The sequence below is a fragment of the Streptomyces sp. NPDC050121 genome, from assembly GCF_044460385.1.
GTDB lineage: Bacteria > Actinomycetota > Actinomycetes > Streptomycetales > Streptomycetaceae > Streptomyces > Streptomyces soliscabiei.
In genome coordinates, this window is record NZ_JBITJV010000008.1 from 53,793 (window position 1) to 75,293 (window position 21,501).

15 protein-coding genes are annotated in these 21,501 nt (G+C 70.5%); 5 read left to right on the top strand and 10 right to left on the bottom strand.

Annotated elements, in window-relative coordinates:
• The first annotated feature begins 10 nt into the window (after positions 1 to 10).
• Positions 11 to 2,521 carry a cellulosome protein gene (locus tag ACIBTS_RS14445; protein WP_399319381.1) on the top strand — a complete coding sequence of 837 codons (2,511 nt, stop codon included), beginning with the start codon at positions 11 to 13 and terminating at the stop codon, positions 2,519 to 2,521.
• Positions 2,522 to 2,566: 45 nt separating this feature from the next.
• Here ACIBTS_RS14445 and ACIBTS_RS14450 read toward each other — a convergent pair whose 3' ends face one another.
• The 4 genes from ACIBTS_RS14450 to ACIBTS_RS14465 form a co-directional block, all read right to left on the bottom strand.
• Entirely contained in the window at positions 2,567 to 3,976 is a 1,410-nt protein-coding gene (locus ACIBTS_RS14450; RefSeq protein ID WP_399319383.1) for a cytochrome P450, read from the bottom strand.
• A gap of 196 nt (positions 3,977 to 4,172) precedes the next feature.
• Positions 4,173 to 5,441 carry a DUF3533 domain-containing protein gene (locus tag ACIBTS_RS14455; protein ID WP_399319385.1) on the bottom strand — a complete coding sequence of 423 codons (1,269 nt, stop codon included), beginning with the start codon at positions 5,439 to 5,441 and terminating at the stop codon, positions 4,173 to 4,175.
• Positions 5,442 to 5,603: 162 nt separating this feature from the next.
• Positions 5,604 to 7,031: a DEAD/DEAH box helicase gene (locus ACIBTS_RS14460; protein WP_319674378.1), complete on the bottom strand. Its 1,428-nt coding sequence runs from the start codon at positions 7,029 to 7,031 to the stop codon at positions 5,604 to 5,606.
• Between the two features lie 172 nt (positions 7,032 to 7,203).
• A complete protein-coding gene (locus ACIBTS_RS14465) occupies positions 7,204 to 7,407 on the bottom strand; it encodes a cold-shock protein (protein WP_079664111.1) in 204 nt (67 codons plus the stop codon).
• A gap of 812 nt (positions 7,408 to 8,219) precedes the next feature.
• Here ACIBTS_RS14465 and ACIBTS_RS14470 point away from each other — a divergent pair.
• Positions 8,220 to 10,718, top strand: a complete 2,499-nt coding sequence (locus tag ACIBTS_RS14470; RefSeq protein WP_399319387.1) for a SpoIIE family protein phosphatase — start codon at positions 8,220 to 8,222, stop codon at positions 10,716 to 10,718.
• A 19-nt stretch (positions 10,719 to 10,737) separates the two neighbouring features.
• Here ACIBTS_RS14470 and ACIBTS_RS14475 read toward each other — a convergent pair whose 3' ends face one another.
• The 6 genes from ACIBTS_RS14475 to ACIBTS_RS14500 form a co-directional block, all read right to left on the bottom strand.
• Positions 10,738 to 11,898, bottom strand: coding sequence for a substrate-binding domain-containing protein (locus ACIBTS_RS14475; RefSeq protein ID WP_399319389.1), 1,161 nt, complete (start codon positions 11,896 to 11,898; stop codon positions 10,738 to 10,740).
• A 56-nt stretch (positions 11,899 to 11,954) separates the two neighbouring features.
• The gene (locus ACIBTS_RS14480; protein ID WP_399319391.1) at positions 11,955 to 13,061 is read right to left on the bottom strand and encodes an ABC transporter permease; all 1,107 of its coding nucleotides are present in this window, start codon (positions 13,059 to 13,061) and stop codon (positions 11,955 to 11,957) included.
• The gene (locus ACIBTS_RS14485) at positions 13,058 to 14,605 is read right to left on the bottom strand and encodes a sugar ABC transporter ATP-binding protein (RefSeq protein WP_399319392.1); all 1,548 of its coding nucleotides are present in this window, start codon (positions 14,603 to 14,605) and stop codon (positions 13,058 to 13,060) included. The genes ACIBTS_RS14480 and ACIBTS_RS14485 overlap by 4 nt, the downstream gene beginning before the upstream one ends.
• A 156-nt stretch (positions 14,606 to 14,761) precedes the next feature.
• Positions 14,762 to 17,638, bottom strand: a complete 2,877-nt coding sequence (locus ACIBTS_RS14490; RefSeq protein WP_399319393.1) for a SpoIIE family protein phosphatase — start codon at positions 17,636 to 17,638, stop codon at positions 14,762 to 14,764.
• Positions 17,639 to 17,767: 129 nt separating this feature from the next.
• Positions 17,768 to 18,736, bottom strand: coding sequence for a cyclase family protein (locus tag ACIBTS_RS14495; RefSeq protein ID WP_399319395.1), 969 nt, complete (start codon positions 18,734 to 18,736; stop codon positions 17,768 to 17,770).
• A 367-nt stretch (positions 18,737 to 19,103) separates the two neighbouring features.
• Positions 19,104 to 19,532: a secondary thiamine-phosphate synthase enzyme YjbQ gene (locus ACIBTS_RS14500; RefSeq protein ID WP_399319397.1), complete on the bottom strand. Its 429-nt coding sequence runs from the start codon at positions 19,530 to 19,532 to the stop codon at positions 19,104 to 19,106.
• Positions 19,533 to 19,668: 136 nt separating this feature from the next.
• On the opposite strand from ACIBTS_RS14500, the gene ACIBTS_RS14505 reads away from it, so the two are divergent.
• The 3 genes from ACIBTS_RS14505 (at position 19,669) to ACIBTS_RS14515 (ending at position 21,481) form a co-directional block, all read left to right on the top strand.
• A complete protein-coding gene (locus ACIBTS_RS14505; RefSeq protein WP_399319714.1) occupies positions 19,669 to 19,737 on the top strand; it encodes a putative leader peptide in 69 nt (22 codons plus the stop codon).
• A gap of 128 nt (positions 19,738 to 19,865) precedes the next feature.
• Complete coding sequence (locus ACIBTS_RS14510) at positions 19,866 to 20,768, top strand: ABC transporter permease (protein ID WP_399319398.1); 903 nt, start codon at positions 19,866 to 19,868, stop codon at positions 20,766 to 20,768.
• Complete coding sequence (locus ACIBTS_RS14515) at positions 20,741 to 21,481, top strand: ABC transporter ATP-binding protein (protein ID WP_399319400.1); 741 nt, start codon at positions 20,741 to 20,743, stop codon at positions 21,479 to 21,481. Before ACIBTS_RS14510 ends, ACIBTS_RS14515 begins: the two co-directional genes overlap by 28 nt.
• Positions 21,482 to 21,501 lie beyond the last annotated feature (20 nt).

Sequence of the window (21,501 nt, forward strand, 5' to 3'; positions counted from 1 at the left end):
AGTCACCGCCATGGCAGGCACGCTCCCCGCAGCGGGCCCGGCGGCAGCCTCCCCCACTCTCGACTCCGCTCGAGCGGGAGGTACCCCCATCGACCCGCAGCGCCTCACCGTCGACCTCGCCGCCTCCGAGGGCCCGGTGCTGCGCGGCGCCAACGGCGCGCTGTACGGGCTCAGCGACGACGGTGTGCCCAGCGACGCCGCGCTGGAGCCGCTGAAGATCACCAGCATCTCGCAGAAACCGGAGGGCGGCGCCCAGCACCCCAACGGGGACGCGCTCTCCGTCTCCAGGTCGTTCTTCCGCAACGGTGGCGGCGAGATCAACGTCATGATGCAGGACATCTACGCCAAGTGGCCCTACGAGGACCTCGGCATCGACGACTACCTCCCCAAGGTCGACAAGATCGTCAAGGAGGTGTCGGACGACCCGAACAGCGACCGCTTCGTCTACGTCCCGTTCAACGAGCCCGACTGGATCTGGTACAAGATCGGCGTCGCCGACCAGGCGCAGTACGAGGTGAACCGCGACCGGTTCTTCAGGGACTGGAAGACGGTGTACCAGCGGATCCGCGCGATCGACCCCGACGCGAGGATCGCCGGCCCCAACGAGACGGGCTACCACACCCGGCTGATGACCGACTTCCTCACGTTCGCCAAGCGGGAGAACGTCCTGCCCCAGGTGCTGACCTGGCACGAGTTGAGCTCCGGCTCGCTCCGGGACTTCCAGGGACACTACGACAACTACCGGGCAATCGAGCGGCAGTTGGGCATCTCTCCGCTGAAGATCAGCATCGACGAGTACGCCAACCGCCGTGATCTGTCCGTGCCGGGGCAACTCGTGCAGTGGGTCTCGATGTTCGAGCGGAACAAGGTGTACGCCAACCAGGCCTACTGGGACGCGGCCGGCAACCTGGACGGCAACGTGGTGCGCACCAACATCCCCAACGGCGGCTGGTGGTTCTTCCGTTGGTACGCCGGACTGACCGGCGACACCGTGCAGGTCACCCCACCGCAGGCCGACACCGTCGACACCCTTCAGGGCCTGGCCTCCCTGGACACCTCGCGCCGCCAGGCCCAGGTGCTGCTCGGCGGCTCGGACGGCGACTCGGACGTCGTGCTGCGCAACGTCCCCCGGTCCGTGTTCGGCCGTACGGTCACCGCGACCGTCGCCGAGGCCGCCTGGTCCGGCTACGAAGGACAGCACGCCGCCCCGCAGGTCCTCGCCCGGACCAGGCTCGAGGTGGCGGACGACGGTTCGGTGACCGTGCCACTGCGCGGCGCCCACAAGATGTCCGCGTACCGGATCGTGCTCACCCCGGGCGGCGCCGGTACCCCCTCCCCCGCCACGGTCCCCTGGTCGGCGTCGTACGAGGCCGAGGACGCGGCCATCACCGGAGGCCAGGTCTACACCCAGGGGACGGTGAACAACGCCAACGGCTACGCGGCCTCCGGCACCAAGGACGTCGGCTCCCTCAACACCCCTGCCAGCAAAGTGGACTTCACGGTGACGGTCCCGGCAGACGGGACGTACGACCTGGCGGTCCTGTACGGCAACCAGTCCGGCGCTCCCGCGACGCAGAAGCTGTCCGTCGACGGCGCGGCCCCGGTGACGGTGACGTATCCCTCCACGGAGAACTGGACGTACCGCGCCAAGAACGACCTCGGCGTGGAGCTGTCGGCCGGCACCCATGTGCTGACCCTCGCCAAGGGCGACGCCGAAGTCACCCTCGACCGCATCGACCTGACCGCGCGCACGGGCACCCCGTCGGCGTCCTACGAGGCGACGCTCGCGGACATCAGCGGCAGGCCGTCGTACGACTACTCCTCGTCGGCCGGCGTGGGCACGGGCGCCCTCGTCCTGCGCCGGGGCGACAGCGCCGTCTTCGACGTGTACGCCCCGCGCGACGGCTACTACACGGTGGTACCGCGCTCCTCGGCGCCGGTTCAACTCGCCCTGCACGGCGAGAAGGTGACGGCGGCGCCGAGCAGGCCGCTGCGGCTCTACCTGGTGGCCGGCAACAACCGTGTGGCGCTGAGCGCCGGACACGCGGCGGTCCGGTCCCTCGACGTCTCGGGGGCGGGCTCCACCACCGGCGTCCTCTCCTACGCAGCCGCGTCCGCCGCCCTCGCCGGAGGAGCGAGGCTCGTCGACTCCGCCCACGCCTTTGGCGGCTCCTACATCGGCGATCTCGGCAACAGCCCCGACAGCACCGCCCGGTTCACGGTGCGGGCGCCGGAGTCCGGCCGCTACGTCCTGGTCGTGCACTACGCGCACAACGACCGCCGCGACAACGGCCACGCCTACAACACCGACATCATGTCCCGTACGGCGGACATCACGGTCGGTGCCGCGGCGCCGCGGAAGGTCACCTTCAAGAACACCTGGAGCGGGGACGACTACTGGACGCTGGGCGTCCCCGCCGATCTGAAGAAGGGCGCCAACAGCGTGACCTTCGCCAACGCGAACGCGTGGGCCCCGAACATCGACCGCATCGAACTGGGCCGCGTCGTCCGCCAGTCGTAGTCCGACGCACGCGGCCGGTCTCGGGGCGCCCGCGGCGTCCCGGGATCAGCGGCCGACGCCGATGAGTCCCGTCAGATAGCGCCACAGGGAGGAGCGCTGACGGACGGCCGGGTCCGGCAGCACGGCCTCCGCCGACTCGGCCGGATCCGCGTCCGGCGCGGCCGCCGGCGGCTGCTCCGGCATCGCGGCCAGTTCGTACCGTACGGGAAGTGAGCGCAGGCCCCGCATGAAGGGCGAGGAACGCCACGGCAGTTGGTCGACGGGGAGGGCGAGCTCCAGGTCGGAGAACCGCTCGAACAGCCGGCCCACGCCGACCGCGGCGACCGTCGAGGCGAGTTCGCGCGCCGGGCACTGGCGGCGGCCCGCACCCCACGACAGGTGCGCCCGGGTGCTGACCGTGGTGCTCGGGCACACGTTGTCGGCGAAGAGCGGGTCGGCGTGCGCCGCCGCGGAGGAGACCCACACCGGATCGCCCGCCCGGATCGTGTAGTTGCCGAGCGGGGTGTCCTCGGCCGCGAACCTCGGTACGAAGTTCACCAGCGGCGGCTTGCGCATCACCACCCGGTTCATGCTCTCCCTGACCATCCCGGCCGACAGGCTGGCCCGCACGCCGCCCTCACCGGAGATGACCTCGACCACCGTGTTGGAGATGAGGATGCCGACGTGGTCGGAGGTCATGCCGAGCAGCATGAACAGCTCACGGGCGAGTTCGTCGAGCGAGAGCTCAGGGTACGCGGCCAGCAGATAGGAGGGGAAGTCATCGCCCGGCTTCTCCAGCTTCACCGCCGCGAGTTCGGCCAGTGCCGCCAGCAGCCGCTCCAGCGCGGGCTCCGCGTCCGGTCCGGCGTCCAGCACCCGCCACATGTCCATCAGCGCGTCGTCGCCCTGGGAGCCGGGGAAGCCGAGCAGATGGCTGGCCACCATCAGCGGCAGCGGACGGGAGAACTGGGCGGACAGATCCGCCAGACCCGTGCCGCCGGCCTGCCCCACCAGGCTGATCAGTTCGTCGGCGTAGGCGGCGACGGCCGTCTTCAACCGCTTCGCCTGGGCGTGACGCGGATCCTGGAACGGTTTGAGAGCCGCGTCCCAGGCCGTCCGCAACGGCCGGTAGCCGGGGCCGCCCTGGATCAGTACGTGGTTGACCTCGAGGGACGGCCCGAGCGGCCAGTCGGCCGGCACCCTGCCCTCCGAGCGGGCCCGCCAGTTCTCCAGTCCCTTCGGCCAGCCGACGTCATCCTGGAGCACGTCGAGCGCCTCGCGGTAGCCCAGGACCAACCAGGCGGGCACGCCCAGCAGATCGACCGGCGCGACGGGGCCGTGCCGCTGTCGCAGCCTCTCGTACACGAGTGAGGGCCGCGTCTCGTAGTCCCGGGTCAGCAGCGGTTCGGGAGTCATCGTCTCCAACCGCGCGCCGTCCAGGTCCACGGATGCGCCGTCGCCCACCTGGGATTCCATGCTTTGCCGCCCCTCCGACACTCCCCGTACCGGCGCGTTTTCATCAGGTAGCCGGAACCGGGGGGACCATATCCCAGACCCCGCCTCCGGTGAACCACGGGGGCAGAGCTCGGGAAATCCGACGCCCTCGGCCTGCGCTGTCCCGGCGCCCGGTCTGCTTCTCCTGCGGCGAGGGGTTCTGGGCGGAGCCTCGGGGTCAGGCGGGTTGTGGCGTGAAGCGTCGGTGTCCCTTGCGGTCGTAGTACGTCGTCATGGCGAAGCCGAAGAGCAGCGCGAGGGCCGCACCGATCGCGATCATGATCCAGGAGCGGGTGAGTCCGGCGTCACCGCGGGCGTCGAAGAAGAGGATGGCGCGCACGCCGTCGCTGAGCTGGCGCATGGGCTCGAAGTGCGACAGGAAGCGGTAGAAGTCGGGGATCGCCTGCAGCGGGACCGTGGCGCCCGAGGACGGCAGGCCGAGGACGATGAACACGAACATGGACACCAGCTGGCCGATTCCGCCGAAGGCTGCGTTGATGGCCTGTACGCCCAGGCCGACGGCGAGGGTCGCGCAGTAGGAGAACACCCACAACAGGGGCAGGTGGGACGCGTCCATGCCGAGGACGGCCACGCAGGCGAGCATCACCAGTGAGGCGCTGAGGAGCGAGATGCCCGCGGTCATGCCCATCTTCAACAGCAGCGTCTGGGTGCGGTTGATCGGCACGGTGGGGCGGCGGGTGTGCCAGGGGCCGATCTCGTTGTCGGCGTAGCCGAGGGCGGTGTCGACGCCGTTGCTGATCACGTTGCCGCCCATGAAGCCGGCCAGGACGAGCAGCAGGGTGTAGTAGAAGGCGGTCAGGCCGAGACCGCTGTGGGTGCCGATGGGGTGACCGACCTGGGTGACGACGTTCACCGGGTCGGCGAGCAGCAGCCGCGTGGTGGAATTCGCCCGGGTGCCGACGGCTGTCGTGAGTTGCCTGCCGATGGTCCGCGACGCCTGGTGCGCCGCCTTCGTCGTGATCTGGGAGGCGAGGGAGGAACCCAGGCTGCCCTTGCCGGGGTTGGTGAGCACGGTGAGCAGCGGCTTCTGGGTGGCGCCGGTCGTGCTGAGAGCGGTGACGGAGTCGGTGAAGTCGGCGGGGATGACGAGTGCGCCGTAGACCTTGCCGGAGTCGAGCTGTTCCTGGGCCCGGGCGCGGGTGAGCGTACGCCATTCGGCTTTGCCGCCGGCCGTGTCGGCGGCGATCGCGGCGGCGACCTGGGTGCCCAGGTTCTGCTTCTGTCCGGCGGGCGGTTTGCCGGAGTCGCTGTTGACGAGGGCGATGGGCAGGTCGCGCAGGTCCTGGTTGGGGTTGACAATCCCGCCCATGTAGAGCAGGGACAGCAGCAGGGCGAGCAGTCCCGTGAGGATGGTGGGCACCAACCACAGTCTGGGGCGGCGCAGCAGCGCGGCGGCACTGGCCTGAGGGGTGGTGGACTCGGCCATGGTTCTCCGTGAGTTCCGGGCTGTGCGAGTACCGAACAGCAGGTGATGGCGGCTGTACAGGGGGAGGCTACGCTTCTGGGCGCTCCCGCACGCATCCGTTCGAAGAACACCGCATTGCGAGCGTCCGCACCGGACCCGCGGAGGTCGTAGGGGTGACGTCGGCTATGCGCCGCGCCGGACCCGGGCGGCCTTGCGTGCCTCCGCCATCTGGCGGCTCTCGGCGGACCGGCGGGACTCGCCGCCGCCGCGGCCGGCCTGCCCCGGGCGGGTGCCCAGACCGCGGAAGGGTGCGCCGCCGCGCTTCGGGCGCTCCGCGACCGGACCGCTGCCGTCGACGGGGACACCGGAGGGCGCCTGCGCGCCGGTGATGCGGCTCAGCTCGGCCTCGCCGGAGCGGACCCGCGTGATCTGCGGCCTGATACCCGCGTCGGACAGCAGCCGGGCCATGTCCCGGCGCTGCTCCGGCAGGACCAGCGTGACGACGCTGCCGGTCTCCCCGGCGCGGGCGGTACGGCCGCCGCGGTGCAGGTAGTCCTTGTGGTCGCCGGGCGGGTCGACGTTGACGACGAGGTCGAGGGCGTCGACATGGATGCCTCGGGCCGCGACATTGGTGGCCACCAGGACCGTGATGTGACCGTCCTTGAACTGGTCCAGGGTGCGGTTGCGCTGAGGCTGCGACTTGCCGCCGTGCAGCGCCGCGGCCCTGACGCCACTGCTCAGCAGGTGCCTGGTGAACCGGTCGACAGCGTGCTTGGTGTCCAGGAACATCAGCACGCGCCCGTCGCGGGCGGCGATCTCGGTGGCGGTGGCGTACTTGTCGGGGCCGTGCACCTCCAGCACGTGATGCTCCATCGTGGTGACCGCGCCCACCGAGGGATCGACCGAGTGGACCACCGGGTCGTGGAGGTAACGCCGGACCAGGAGGTCGATGTTGCTGTCGAGCGTGGCCGAGAACAGCATGCGCTGACCGTCGGGGCGTACCAGGTCGAGGAGTTCGGTGACCTGGGGCAGGAAGCCCATGTCGGCCATCTGGTCGGCCTCGTCCAGGACGGTGATGCTCACCCGGTCCAGGCGGCAGTCCTTGCGTTCGACGAGGTCCGCAAGCCGGCCCGGAGTCGCGACGACCACCTCGGCGCCGGCCCGCAGCGCGCCGGCCTGCCTGCCGATCGACATGCCGCCGACCACGGTGGCCAGCCGCAACCGCAGCAACTCGGCGTACGGGGTGAGTACATCGGTGACCTGCTGGGCGAGCTCGCGGGTGGGGACGAGGACCAGGGCCAGCGGCTTCCGTGACTCGGCGCGTCGCCCGGCCGTGCGCACGAGGAGCGCCAGGCCGAAGGCGAGCGTCTTGCCCGAGCCGGTGCGCCCGCGGCCGAGGACGTCACGCCCGGCGAGGGAGTTCGGCAACGTGGCCGCCTGGATCGGAAACGGCTCGTGCAGGCCGCGGCCGGTGAGCATCTTCAGCACCTCGGCCGGCATGTCCAGTTCACCGAAGGTCGCAGCCGCGGGGAGGGCCGGAGTGACGGTGACCGGCAGCGCGAACTCTCCCGGCGCTGTGGATCGGTCATTCGTGTGAACTGAACGGCTCATGGAGAACCTTCCTCGACGGGGCACGCATCGAGGAATTCCCGGCGGAAACGAGCCGGACGAATTGCAAGAACGAGCCGAAAGCAAGACGGAGGGAATTCTGACTGGAATGCAGAACGCAGCAAGCTGGGGTCCGCCCCAAGGGCGGACCCCAGCTACTTCATGCGCTTCGATGTCAGGCGGGAGTGATGTTCTCCGCCTGCGGGCCCTTCTGACCCTGCGTGACGTCGAAGTTCACCTTCTGGCCTTCCTGGAGCTCGCGGAAGCCCTGGGCGGCGATGTTCGAGTAGTGAGCGAAGACGTCGGGGCCGCCGCCGTCCTGCTCGATGAAGCCGAAGCCCTTTTCCGAGTTGAACCACTTGACGGTGCCAGTAGCCATGTCTTATCTCCTTCGGGGCAGTGCCCAGGGGCCCACACCGTGTGGACCCGTGTGTTGCCACAATGACCCCGTCCGGATAAGCACCGGAGATACAAAAATGCCCGACGACATATAGCCGCCGAGGCACTTGAAGTTTCGGGAACCACAACTGCAACTAGCGTCAAGCGTAGCACGGCGCCTACATTCGCACCACCTTTCGCTCGCGCACGAAAGGTTAATTTTTAGATTACACAAGGTGCGGCAATGAAGAATGAGGCCGCCCGCGCAACCCTGGCGGCCCCGCGTCTGCGGCATGATCCGCCGGACAGGCCTAGGCGAGGAAGCTCAATCGGACCTTGCGTTCCGGATTGTCACGGTTCGTATCCACCAAACTCCGTCAGGGCAACCCCTGGTTCAGCTTGAGGGCCCAAGGTTGACAGTCTATGCGCGGCTCCAGGGCGCCCTGGCTCAGAGAAGCTTCCAACTCGTCGGGAACCCTGGAGGGGCGAGTACGCACGGCTCGGTTTTTGCACTACGGGCCGCATCCAGCACTCCGCCAGGACACGCAGCCAACGCCCGCCCCCCGAGGTGCCGGCCGCCCCAACGGCGCGAGCACGTCCGCATCCGTGGTGAGAGGAGCTTCCGCTGGGGCGGCCGGCTCGCTCTCGCTCATGATCGGGCACCCTGGCGAACGTTCCCCGCTCCGTCTGGCCTGGGAGGACAATATCGGCTCACCTATACCGGCCCGACATCCATCCACAGAAGGGTGCGAATGACTCTAAACTGGGAAAAGCACTCCATGGATGATCGAGGGCAGCGTGTCGGCCAACGGTATGGCATCGAGCTCATACCCGCTCAGCGCCGCGGGTGTCGGCGAAGCGCCCGAGCGTGACGACGCGTTGGTGAGGGCCGTGGTCCATGCCGTGGAGGTCACCGGAGCACATACCGGAAGCGTGTTCCTGCTCTCCGGCGACCATCGCTCGCTCGTCGTGGCCGCGTCCTGCGGGACACCGCCCTCCCTGCTCAGCGGGTGGCGTCGGATCCCGGTCAACAGCCGCATGCCGGTGGCGGAGGCGTGCCGCTCCGGGCGCATGGTCCACCTGGCCGGCGCGGAGGAGACGATGCGGCGCTTCCCCCAGCTCTCGATCGCCCTGCCCTACCCGTTCGGCTCTGCATCGGTCCCCGTCCGGGCGGGCAAGCGGACCTTCGGCGCCATCGCCGTGGTGTGGACGCCGAGGCCGGACGGGACCGGACTGTCGAGGGCGCAGCGCGGGCAGTTGCGCTCCGCCGCCGACCGGCTGGGCACCGCCCTCGCCGGACTGCGGGCCCGCGGCGCGCTCGGTGAGTACGACGAGCGGACGGCTCCGGTACTGGTCCCGCTGCCGTCCGCTCCGGCGATCCGGGTGGGCCTGTTCGACTGGAACCTCGACACCGGAGCCCTCACTGCCGACGACGAGCTGTGCGCGATCTTCGGGATTGCGCCCCGCGCGTTCGACGGCCGGGCAGCCACACTGGCGGCCTGCATCGAGCCGGCGGATCTGCCCGGTTTTGGGTCCGCCGCCCGCGCCGCGGTCGAGGAGGGACACCTGCTGGCGCACCACCTACGCATCCCGGACGGCCGTGGTGGCCACCGCGTCGTCGAGCTGTGGGGCCGGGTAGCGGAGAGCCCCGACGACTCGGAGGCCTCTTGCCACCTGGTCGGCGCCGTGCTGGACTCCGGGAGCGGCATGGCCGCCGTGGCGGCGATCGAGCGGCTCGCGGACGGTTTCTTCGCGCTCTCTCCCGACGGACGCCTCGCCTACGCCAACCACAGCATGGAGGATCTGCTGCGGGTCCGCCAGGACGAACTGCTCGGCCGGCGCCCCTGGGACATCCTGCCCTGGCTGGCCGATCCCGTGTACGAGGACCGCTACCGGGCCGCCGCCGTCTCCCAGCAACCGGTCTCCTTCCTGGTCCGCCGCCCGCCGGACGACTGGCTGGTCTTCTCCCTCCACCCGGGCGCTCAGGGCATGACGGGATGGGCCTCACGAGTGCGGCAGCCCGTACCGGCCGGCACCGGACCCGGTGCACCAGTCGCCGAGGACGGGCCGCCCATCTCCTCGGGTCCTCCGCCCGCGGCCCCCCGCGTGGGTTCCCTCTACCGGGTGCTCACGCTGGGCAGCGCCCTCACCGAGGCGGCCACCGCGGACGAGGTGTTCGATGCCGTCGCCGAACAGTTGCTGCCGGCGTTCGGCGGCCAGAAGCTGGCGATCGCCGTGGTCGAGGAACGGCGCCTGCACCTGCTCGCTCAGCGCGGCTACTCGAAACGCTTTCTCGCCCGGTTCGAAGGCACCCCGCTGCACGCCCGGCTGCCCGTGACGGACGCGCTGACCTCCGGGGTCCCGCTGTTCGTCGAGTCCCGGGAGCAGCTCCGCGAGAGCTACCCCGGGCTCATGGCGGGTCACACCAACTCCTGGGCGTTCCTGCCGCTGATCGCCTCGAACCACCCGGTCGGCGCCTGCATGCTCGGCTTCGACGACATCCACCGGTTCCCCGACGAGGAGCGCGGAGTCCTCACCGCGCTGGGCGGCCTGATCGGCCAGGCGCTGGAACGCGCCAGACTCTACGACGCCGAATTCGCCCTCGCCCGCGGCCTGCAGGACGCGCTGCTGCCGCACCGGCTGCCCACTCTGCCGGGGCTGCACGTCACCGGGCGTTATCTTCCGGGCACCAGGGGGATGGACATCGGCGGCGACTGGTACGACGTCATCCCCACCGGCGACGAAGTCGCACTGATCGTCGGGGACGTCGAGGGGCACAACGTCCCCGCCGCGGCCGCCATGGGCCAACTGCGCAGCGCCATGCGGGCATTCGTCGCCGCCGGCCACCGACCGAGCGACGTCGCCGCCGGCACCAACCGGCTCCACATGGACCTCGACCCGGTGCTCCTCGCCAGCTGCTGCTACGTCCAGTTCCATCCCCGCTCGGGGATCGCGCGCATCGTCCGCGCGGGCCATCTCCCGCCCCTGCTGCGCCTGCCCGACGGGCACACCAAGATCCTGGATGTGCCCGGCGGCCCACTGCTCGGCATCGACGCGACGGCACGCTTTCCGGAGTCGGAGCTGCGTCTCGCTCCCGGGTCGGTCCTGGCCCTCTATACGGACGGGTTGATCGAGAGGCGCGACTCGGACATCGGCTCCGACGTCGAGCGGCTCCGGGGGGCGCTGGCCCGGCTCGGCGGGGGCGGCCTGGACGATCTGGCCGACGGGCTGCTGCGGGATGCCTGCCACGCTTCCGCCGACAGGGCGGACGACATCGCGCTCCTGCTCACCGAGTACGCCCCGCCACGTTGACCAGTCTCTGCCGCCCCTGTCACGTGCCCCAGATCTTCCGGTACGCCTCCCGGTATCCCGCCGGATCCCAGGTCGTGGCGCCGTGGCTGTTGTCGGCCGTGCTGATGTGGACGGGGGCCACATACCCGCTGGCCGGCCGGCCGGAGAAGGCGCGGTTGAACTCGTCGACGATCTGCCAGCCCTGCAGGGACAGCGGCTCCGGCACGGTGGCCGCCTGGTACTGCTTGCTGTTGATGCGCTGGAAGGAGGAGGGGTCGCCGTCGCCGGCGCCGATGTTGAAGGGCGGGCCGGAACCCTTCTTGCCGGCCGCGCGGAACGCCGGGGCGGCATCGGCGAAGTACAGGTCGTTGATGGCGACGGAGTGGGTCCATCTCCCCTGGAAGCGGGAGAGCAGTGAGGAGATCTCCCGGGGCGTGCGGCTGCCGGCATCCGGGATCGGGATGTTCTCGTACGCCAGCAGCTTTACCCCCGCGCAGGTGGCCAGCTCCTTCCTGATCAGGTCGGACTTGTACTTGGCGAAGGGGATCGAGGCATCGGTGAACACCACGGCCCCGGCTGTGCCGTCGGAGCTCGAGATGACCCACTGCGCACTGGCTCTGGCCACGTCCTCGACTTTGGTGGTCACGTTGGTGAAGAGCCTGGGGCGCCGGCTGGGGCCGGGGGAAGCGACCGCGTGCCAGCCGATGAGCGGAATGCCTGCCGCGTTCGCACGCGCCACCTGCTGCGAGGTCGAGCCCGGGTCGAAGCCCCCGATGACGATGCCCGAGGGTCTGACGTCCACGGCCTCGCTCATCGCCGCCTGGATGCCGGCGGGGGTGCCGCCACCGTCGATCACCCGGACGTGCCAGCCGATGACGCGCGCGGCTTTCCGCACGCTGTCCGCGGCGCCCGCGACTCCGGGATTGGTCATGGTCTGGGCGACGTAGACGATGGTCTTGCCGGCCACCGCGGTGGGACCGCTGGTCGGTCCGTTCCAAGGGATGTCGGTCCGCTCCGCCCGGCTGACGGCGGCCTGGGCCCTGGTCTGGGCCGCGGGGCAGCCGCTCGGACCCGAGGTCGAGTGCGCCGGTCCGCTCGACGAGCCGCGTTCACAGCCGGCCAGCACGAAGACCGCGACCACCAGGGCGGTGGCAGTGGACCGCGCGTTGCGGACGGTGGGGGTGTTGCGGTTGCGGTGCACGGAAGCTCCTTGCGGAGGATGCCGCCCGGGCACTTCAGCGGTGCGCGCGGCGTGGGTCATGGAGGGCTGCCCGGCGTGCCGTCGTCCTGTGTCACGGCGGGCGAATCGCGGGCGACGACCGCACCGGTGCGCAGTCGGCGACGAGCGGAGTAGCCGGCCAGTCCGACGGCGAGGAGCAGGGTGCCGCCGTAGAACAACGGGACCGTCCAGAAGTCGCCGCCCATCTGGGCGATGCCGGTGAGGCCGACGGCGAGGACGGCGACGGCGACGAGGGTGCCCAGGGCGTTCGGGCGCCCCGGTTTGATGGCGGTGGAGCCGAGGAGGGCCCCGACGAACGCGGGCAGCAGGTAGTCGAGGCCGACGCTGGGATTGCCGATCTGCTGCTGGGCCGCGAGCAGCACTCCGTCGAAGCCGACGATCAGTCCCGACGCGGCGAAGGCGTAGACGGTGTACTTGCGGGTCGGGATGCCGACCAGGTCGGCGGCGCGCGGGTTCGACCCGACGACGTACAGGTACCTGCCGAGCGGCAGCCGCTCCAGAACCACCCAGAGGGCGACCGCGAGCGCGAGCACGTAAAAGGCGGGAACCGGCAGGCCGAGGAACGTCGAGTCGTAGATGTCGGTGAATGCGGCCGGGAGGCCTTGCGGGCCGGGGACGATCCGGCTGCCGCCGGTGACCCATCCGGTCACCGCGTACATCATGCTGCCGGTTCCGAGCGTGGCGATGAACGAATCGATCCGTCCGAATTCGACGACGACACCGTTGAGGACGCCCACGACACCCCCTCCGGCGATCACCGTGAGGCAGGCGAGCGGCCAGGGCCACCCGTCGCCCACGACGAGCTGCATCACCATGACGTGCGCCAGGCCGAGGCCGTAGCCGATGGAGAGGTCGAACGCGCCGGTCACGATGGGGACCATCGCGGCGAGTGCGAGGACGGCCGGGATCGACTGGTTGGACAAGATCGAGTCGACGGTGTCCCGGGTGGGAAAGGTACGCGGCAGGGTGAGGGAGAAGATCAGGAAGAGCAGGGCGGTGACGGTCAGGAGGCCGTAGGCGCCGATGAGTTGCCCGCTCCGGCCGTGCAGTCGGGCGAGTCGCCTCGGTGGGCCCGAGCGACGCGGCCGGGGCGGGGGCGCAGCCGGAGAGGGGGAGCCGGTCACGGATTCGCCGCGGTTCCGGAGGAGGGCAGGGCCGAAGCCGCCCGCGTGAGCTCGGTGACCGTGAGGGCCGGGCCGGTCAGCTCGGTCGTCACGGATCCGCGGACGAAGACCAGGGCGCGCCGACACACGCCCGCGACCTCCTCGAAGTCGCTGGAGATGAGGAGGACCGCGAGGCCGGCGGAGAGCGCCTCGTCGAGCAGGCGGTGGATCGCGGCTTTGGCACCGATGTCCACGCTCGCCGTCGGTTCCTCGAGGATCAGCAGGCGCAGGGCCAGCCGCAGCCACCGGCCGATCATGACCTTCTGCTGGTTTCCCCCGGACAGGGTGGCGATGGCGGCCTCGCTGTCGTGGGGACGCACCGAGAACCGTTCGATCAGGGTGCCGGCCTCGGCGCGTTCGCGGCGGGGGCTGATCCAGCACATGGCCGCCATGCCTCCCGCCCGGGGGTTGGCCAAGAGGTTCTCCCGTACGGTCAGCTCGGCGAGGCAACCCTCCCGCTGTCTGTCACCAGGTACGAGGGCGACACCCCGTCCGACGGCGTCCGCGACCGTACGGGGATGGTACGGGCGACCGCCGAGAAGGGCCCGTCCGCCGAGGAGGGGCCGGGCGCCCGCGAGGGCTCGGGCGAGGCCGATGTGTCCGGCGCCCGTGAGGCCGACCAGGCCGAGGACTTCCCCCTGCCTGAGCTCCAGACTGACCGGTCCCGCGTCGGGGGTGCGCACCCCGTCCAGGGTGAGGATGGCCGGGCCGCCGGCCGGGGTGGTGGCGGGGCGGTGATCGGTCGGCTCCTCGCCGGTGATGGCGCGCACCAGGTGGGCAGGGGTGTGGGTCGCCGGCGAGCCGTGGCTGACCAGGCGTCCGTCGCGCAGCACGGCGAAGGTGTCGGCGACCTCGTACACCTCGTCCAGGCGATGAGTGACGTAGAGGATGCCGTGCCCCCGGTCGCGCAGGGTGTGCAGCACCCGGAACAGCCGGGTGCAGTCCGCGGCGGGCAGGCGGGCGGTCGGCTCGTCGAGGACGATGAGTCTCGCCCGTGCCGCCAGGGCTCGTGCGACGGCGACAAGCGAACGCTCGGCCGGGGCGAGGCGGGAGATCGGCGTGTCGGGGTCGAGATGTCCGGCGACGACCCGCAGGGCCTCGGTGCAGTGTTCTCGGGTGAGCCGCCAGGAGATCAGTCCGGCGCGGCGCGGATACCCGGTGCTCAGAGCGATGTTCTCGGCTACCGTCATCCACTCCACCAGGCCGAGATCCTGATGGATGAAGGACATGTGCCGGGAAGCGGCGTGACTCCCGAGTGGGTGCCCGGCCACGGTGACCTGCCCCGAGTCGGCGTGGTGGACGCCCCCGAGCACCTTGATGAGCGTGGACTTCCCGGCTCCGTTGGGACCGAGGAGGGCGAGGACGCTGCCGGCGTGGACATCGAGGTCGACCCCGGCGAGCGCGAGGGTTCCCCCGAAGCGCTTGGCAAGTCCGCGGACGCGGACCAGAGGTTCCGCCCCGAAGGGCGGGACCGCATGCGCAGAGGTGTCGTGGGCCTCGTGCACGGACCTCTCCGGGGTTGGACCAGTCGTGTTCTTCCCGATGCACATCAGCGATATTAGCGGCATATGTCGCATATTTTCCGACATTTGACCGCTCTCCGTCACCCCAACGGAGCAGCGCACCGCCGGGGTCGGCGCCTCAGGCCCCCTCAGGCCCCCTCAGGCCCCCTCGAGCCCGCATTCGGCCCAGATGACCTTGCCCTGCTGGGTGTAGCGCGTGCCCCAGCTCTGCGTCAGCTGCGCGACGAGGAACAGGCCGCGGCCGCCCTCGTCGGTGCTGGCCGCTCGGCGCAGATGCGGGGCGGTGTTGCTGGTGTCGGAGACCTCGCAGATCAGGGTGCGGTCGTGGAGCAGCCGTACCCGGATGGGCCCTGCGCCGTGGCGGATGGCGTTCGTGACCAGCTCGCTGAGCACCAGTTCGGCGGCGAACGCGGCCTCGTCGAGTCCCCAGTCGGTCAGTTGCCGGGTGGCGGAGGCGCGGACCTCGCTGACCAGGGCCGGATCCGCGGGCAGGTCCCAGGTGGCGATCCGCTGGGGGTCCAGGGCGTGGGTGCGGGCGACGAGCAGGGCGATGTCGTCGCAGGGGTGGGCGGGGGCCACCTTGTCGAGTACCGCCTCGCAGGTCTCGTCGGGCGTGCCGTTCGCTTGGGCCAGCGTGGCGCTCAGCTGATCGAGGACCACGTCGACGTCGCGGTGACGGTCCTCGATGAGCCCGTCGGTGTAGAGGACCAGCTGGCTGTTCTCAGGGAGGTCGAGCTCGGCGGCTTCGAACGGCAGACCGCCGAGGCCGAGCGGCGGTCCGGCGGGCAGGTCGGGGAACCATACGGTGCCGTCGGGGCGGACCAGAGCGGGCGGGGGATGGGCGGCCCGGGCCATGGTGCACTGCTGTGTGGTCGGGTCGTAGATGGCGTAGAGACAGGTCGCGCCGATGATGCCTGCGTCCACGGCGCCGGGGTCCTCCCGGTCCAGGCGTCCCACGAGTTTGTCGAGGTGGGTGAGGACCTCGTCCGGGGGGAAGTCGAGTTCGACGAAACTGCGGGCGGCCGTGCGCAGCCGCCCCATGGTGGCGGCGGAGAGCATGCCGTGGCCGACGACGTCGCCGACGAAGAGCCCGATGCGGCTGCCGGACAGGGGTATGACGTCGTACCAGTCCCCTCCGACGTCGGATTCGGCGGGCAGGTAGCGATGGGCGACCTCGACGGCGTCCTGGTCCGGCACACCGTGCGGGAGCAGGCTGCGCTGCAGGGCCAGGACCATGGCGCGTTCGCGCGTGTAGCGCCGGGCGTTGTCGATGGACAGTGCGGCACGGGCGGCCAGTTCCTGGACCAGCGACCGGTCGTCGTCCCCGAACGGTGGCGAGTCCTGCGCGCGGTAGAAGCCGGCCACGCCCAGGAATGCGCCGCGGGCGACCAGAGGCACCGCGATGAGGGAGTGGACGTGGCTCAGCAGCTGTGCGGAGTGCTCAGGGTCCTGCGCGAACCAGCCCGCGGCAGCCTTCAGGTCCGGTTCCAGCACTGCCTGGCCGCTCGTCAGACACCGCGACTGCGGCATCGTCGGACCGTAGTCGACCTGCTTGCCGACCGGATGGAAGGGACAGTCGTCGTGGATGCCGTGGACCACCATGCGGCGTAGGTCACTGCGGGGATCGGCGGACTCCTCGCCGCGGAGCACGGCTTCCGGCAGGTCGATGGTGACGAAGTCGGCCAGTTGCGGCACCGCCGACTCGGCGAGCTCCCGGGCGGTACTGCGCACATCCAGGGTGGTGCCTATGCGGACGCCGGCCTCGGACAGCAATTCCAGGCGGCGGCGCGCGGCCAGGGCGTAGGTCCCCACGTGCGGCTCTCCCACCATCATGAGCGCTCTCGCCGGGGGCGGGGAGTCGGAGTGCTCGTCCGTCGTGCCGTCGCCGGCCGTGACGCGCTCGACGCCCACGGCGACAGGGCCGTGCTCCGCGCCGGGAAGATACTCCGCCGGCGGGGTGACCCGGAGCTGCCCGGACGCCACGTCGGGAACGGCCCCGAAGAACGTGAGGGAGGTGGCGACGGCAAGCTCGGCAGGGAGGCCCAGCGGCTCGTGGACCTGATGCGGGAAGGCAAGGCGCTCACTCGCTGAGGGACCGGGGACAACGGCCTCGATGGCGAAGCCCTCCACTCCGGAGGCACTCGTCATCGGCCGGCTCACGAGCGTGACCCGACGGCCGTCGGACAGGGGCACGTCGACACAGGCCCGCTGCGCACAGGCGATCAGCTCGGCGGCCTTCTCCATGAGGATCGCCCGGTCGCGGGGGCTCATCTCCACAGCCAGTTCCCGCACCCCCACGCGGTGCCGAAAACCTGCGGCGGCCTCGGCTCCGCTGGCCAGGTACGCCCGCAGCAGAGCGCGCTCACGCGAGGAACTCTGCCCCAGCAGCCGCCGCTCGATGGTCTCGGCCGCTTTGCGTATCACGGTGTCCAGGGCCGGGTCCTCGGCGCTGCGCGGATAGCCGAAGCACAGGACGCCCTCGATGCGGCCGCTGAGTGGGTCGCGGACGGGAAGCGCGCGGCAGGCACTGCCCTGGGAGCGCTCGGCGAAGTGCTCGGCACCGTAGACCCGGATGGGTTGGCGCTCGGCCAGGGCGAGACCGATGCCGTTGGTACCTGCGACCTGCTCGGCGAACACGAACCCGGGGACACTCTGGATGGCCGGGAGAACTCTGGCCAGCGACGCTTCTCCGAAACGGCGCAGGAGAACCGTCCCGCTCGCATCGGCGACGGAGATGTTCATCGCGCTGCCGGCGAACGTGGCCTGCAGCCGGTCGAGCACCGGAACGGCCGCGCGGACGATCCGTCCGTCCGGTTCGAAGTCCTCCCGGAAGGGAAGGTCGGACTGGTCCGGCGACAGCCCCAGGGTCCGGCAGCGCCGCCAGGAATCCAGGATCGACGTGCGCACACCCGTCTCGACCGGCTCACCCTGCAGGAACCGCTCACGGAAACTGGCGGGCCCCGTGCCGCCTGGCGCACGCCCCGCCGGTATCGGATCTCCGCCGGCCTGAACCACGCTCCGCCTCACTCGCACCTTCGACAGTCAATATTCCGAAATATCTGATATGGACGAGGATACGGGCATTGGAGGCGCGAGTCACCGTTCACAAGACCCCTCACACACGGTGACCGGACCGGATCGGTGTCACAGGACCGCGACCGGGTTGACGGGCGAGCCCGTCCCGCCCGGGACGTTCAGCGGCGCCACGACGAGCATGAAGTCGTAGCGCCCCGCTGTCGCGGTCGCGGCGGACAGCGCTTCCAGGTCGAGGTTGTCCAGCAGTGGCATCCCCATCGCGGCCACAGCCAGGGCGTGGACCGGCGAGTGCACGCCGTCCACGGGTGAGGGCCGCACGTCACTGTCGCCGTCTCCGCCGAGCAGCGCGATGCCACGCTCGGCCAGCAGCGGCAGGGCGTCCACATGAAAGCCCGCGCTGGCCGTGTCGGGGTCCCAGGCGCCGAGTTCCTCGCGGCGCCGGACGTGTCCGGAGCGCAGCAGCACCGCGTCGCCATCGCCGATCGTCACATCGAGCGCCTTCTCCACAACGACGATGTCCTTGGCGTGCACCGCTCGCCCCGGCTCCAGCCAGTGGATCCCGAGGACGGCGGGCAGGTCGAGGAGCACTCCCCTCGTGACGAGGGACCCGAGCGTCGACACCGCGCCGAAGCGGGCGCCTGCTGCATCGACGACCTCGTGTGCCGTGCGGCCGTCGTAGAGCTGCCCCCGGTAGGCGATGTGGCACAGCGCGTCAAGATGGGTGATGCCCTTGCCGTGGTAATCGGCGGCGATGAAGTCCTTGTGGGTGGAGGGTTCCGGCGCCTCCACGTCACCGAGGTCGGTCATGTGGTGCAGGGCGGGCTTGCGGTTGCCGGGGCCGGGCCGGGTGTTCCACGGCAGCGCCAGCGGGACGACCGTCCCGGTCCGCACGCACGCTGCGGCCCGCCGCACATGGTCCGCGGTGACGCGGTTCCAGGCACCGCGGTCGGCCGGGGACCAGCGACCCCACGTGCGAACCGCCTCGAAGAGTGCGTCGAACTCCCGACGGGAGACGGCGGGCCCGTTGCCGACGCCGGTCGGCGCGGGATTCGCAGCATCGTCGGAACTCGGACTCATCTGTACTCACCGCTCCCAGGCTGGAACGGCTCCGACGGCAGGACGTCACCGGACGCGACACGGATCGGGCTCACGGGGTGTGCGCCCGGCTGACGCCGAGACACGGAGAAACACCGTCCTCGTGATCGGAAAACCAGCTTCGCACATTCACGGGTGCTCTTGGAGAGCGTGCCCGCAGGGAGGGGTTGTCCAGGTTCCCTCCGACCGCGCCGGGTCCCCATCCCGGCGCACATCCACCACATACAGCGTGGCCGTCCACGGCTGTGGCGCTTCCGGATCGGCAGTCCGTCCCCGGGCGCTTGTTGTTCAGGGTCAAACCTGGGCTCCGGTACGGAGGAAGTGAGTCGCCCAGGGACCGAGGTTGCAGTCAGGAGCCCGCAAGAAACGAGAAACGCACCTTCCGCTCCGTATTATCCCTGTTCGTATCCACCAGGCACACCGACTGCCAAGTCCCCAACTCCAGCCGCCCGCCCACCACGGGCAGCGTCGCATGCGGCGGTACGAGCGCCGGGAGGACGTGGTCGCGACCGTGGCCGGGGCTGCCGTGGCGGTGCTGCCAGCGGTCGTCGGCAGGGAGGAGGGTGTGGAGGGTGGCGAGGAGGTCGTCGTCGCTGCCGGAACCCGTTTCGAGGATCGCGATTCCGGCCGTGGCGTGGGGGACGAAGACGTTCAGGAGGCCGTCGCGGCCGGCGGCCGCCTCCCGCAGGAAGGCCTCGCAGTCGCGGGTCAGGTCGACAACCTGCTCGGTCGAACCGGTGGCGACGTTCAGGACTCGGGTGGTGAAGGCATCTGACATGCCCCCATCCTGACCCATACGCCGGGTTTCGCAGGTCAACGGCTGTTCGCTGGTCGATATGGTGGGTCCAGCCCGCGAGACGCCATTGACCGTGCACGGACGACCTGGCTACTTTCGCCGCATGTTGCGTTCAGCCATGCTCACCACGCGCGGTCACATCGACCTGCTGCGGGTGGCCTCTGCCGCATGTCGCTGCGGCTGTTGACGCCTTCTCTCCTTTTCGCACTCCCCCATTGCCTGCACCTCGCCGTACCCGCACGCTGCGCGTGACGTGACGGTGCTGAGGCGCGTACCCCCTCCCTCACCGGACGCTCTCCTCCCCATGGAGCACCCATGAGCATCAGCCATGCCCCTCCCGGCTCCTCGGAACCCGATATTTCCCCTATATCCTCATCGAAGAGGGCCGATGTCGACTCCCGCGACTCCGCGTCCCTCGAGCTCACCCCCATCGTCCCCGCCTCCTCCCGCCGCACCCGCGTCCCGCGCTGGTTGCGCCGCACCGCAGGCCCCCTCCTGCTGCTCGCCCTGTGGCAACTCCTCAGCTCCACCGGTGTGTTGGCGTCGGATGTCCTCGCCTCGCCCGGCCGGATCGCGCAGGTCGCCGGGGATCTGATCGGTGACGGTTCGCTGGCCTCCGCCATGGGCACCTCGCTGCAGCGCGTGGCGTTCGGGCTGCTGCTCGGCACCGTCGTCGGACCCGGACTCGCCCTGGTCTCGGGCCTGTTCAGGATCGGCGAGGATCTGGTGGATGCGCCGGTACAGATGCTGCGCACCGTGCCGTTCGTGGGTCTGATCCCGCTGTTCATCATCTGGTTCGGCATCGGTGAGGCCCCGAAGGTCGCCATCATCACGCTCGGTGTGACCTTCCCGCTCTACCTCAACGTGTACGCCGGAATCCGCGGTGTGGACGCCCAGTTGATCGAGGCCGGGGAGTCCCTGGGCCTCTCCCGCTGGGGGCTCGTGCGGCATGTCGTGCTGCCGGGGGCACTGCCCGGCGCGCTGACGGGGCTGCGCTACTCGCTCGGGATCGCCTGGCTGGCACTGGTCTTCGCCGAGCAGGTCAACGCCGACTCCGGCATCGGCTTCCTGATGGTGCAGGCGCGGGACTTCCTGCAAACCGACGTGATCGTGGTCTGCCTGATCGTCTACGCCTTCCTCGGCCTGCTGGCCGACTTCGTCGTCCGCTCCCTCGAAAGGCTGCTGCTGCAATGGCGACCGACGTTCACCGGCCGGTGACCCCGCTGACTGCGGTACGGGTCGAGGGGCTGACCCGCTCCTTCGACGGTCGTGCCGTCATCGACAACCTTCAACTCGACGTGCGTCCGGGCGAGTTCGTCGCCCTGCTCGGTCACAGCGGCTGCGGCAAGTCCACCCTGCTGCGCATTCTGGCGGGCCTCGACCGCGACATCGAGGGCACCGTTCTGGTGCCGCGCCGCAAGGCCGTCGCCTTCCAGGCTCCACGGCTGATGCCCTGGAAGAGGGTGTGGCACAACGTCCTGCTCGGACTGCCCGGCAAACCCGCACGCGCCGTCGCCGAACAGGCCCTGGACGAGGTGGGCCTGAGCCACCGCTCCGACGCCTGGCCCAAGACCCTCTCCGGCGGCGAGGCCCAGCGCGCCTCCCTCGCACGGGCGTTGGTACGCGAGCCCGATCTGCTGCTGCTCGACGAGCCGTTCGGCGCGCTCGACGCGCTCACCCGCATCAAGGCACAGCGCCTGGTGGGCGAGTTGTGGCAGCGCCGGGGCTGTGCGGTGCTGCTGGTCACGCACGACGTCGAGGAGGCCGTCCTGCTCGCCGACCGCGTCCTGGTCATGAACGACGGCGTCATCGCGCACGAGCAGGAGATCGGTCTCGACCGGCCGCGCGACATCACCGACCCCCGGTTCGCCGAACTGCGCGCCGGGCTGCTGGAACGGCTCGGCGTCGACACCACCGCCGAAGCCGCCTGAACTCCCCCCAACCCCAGTTG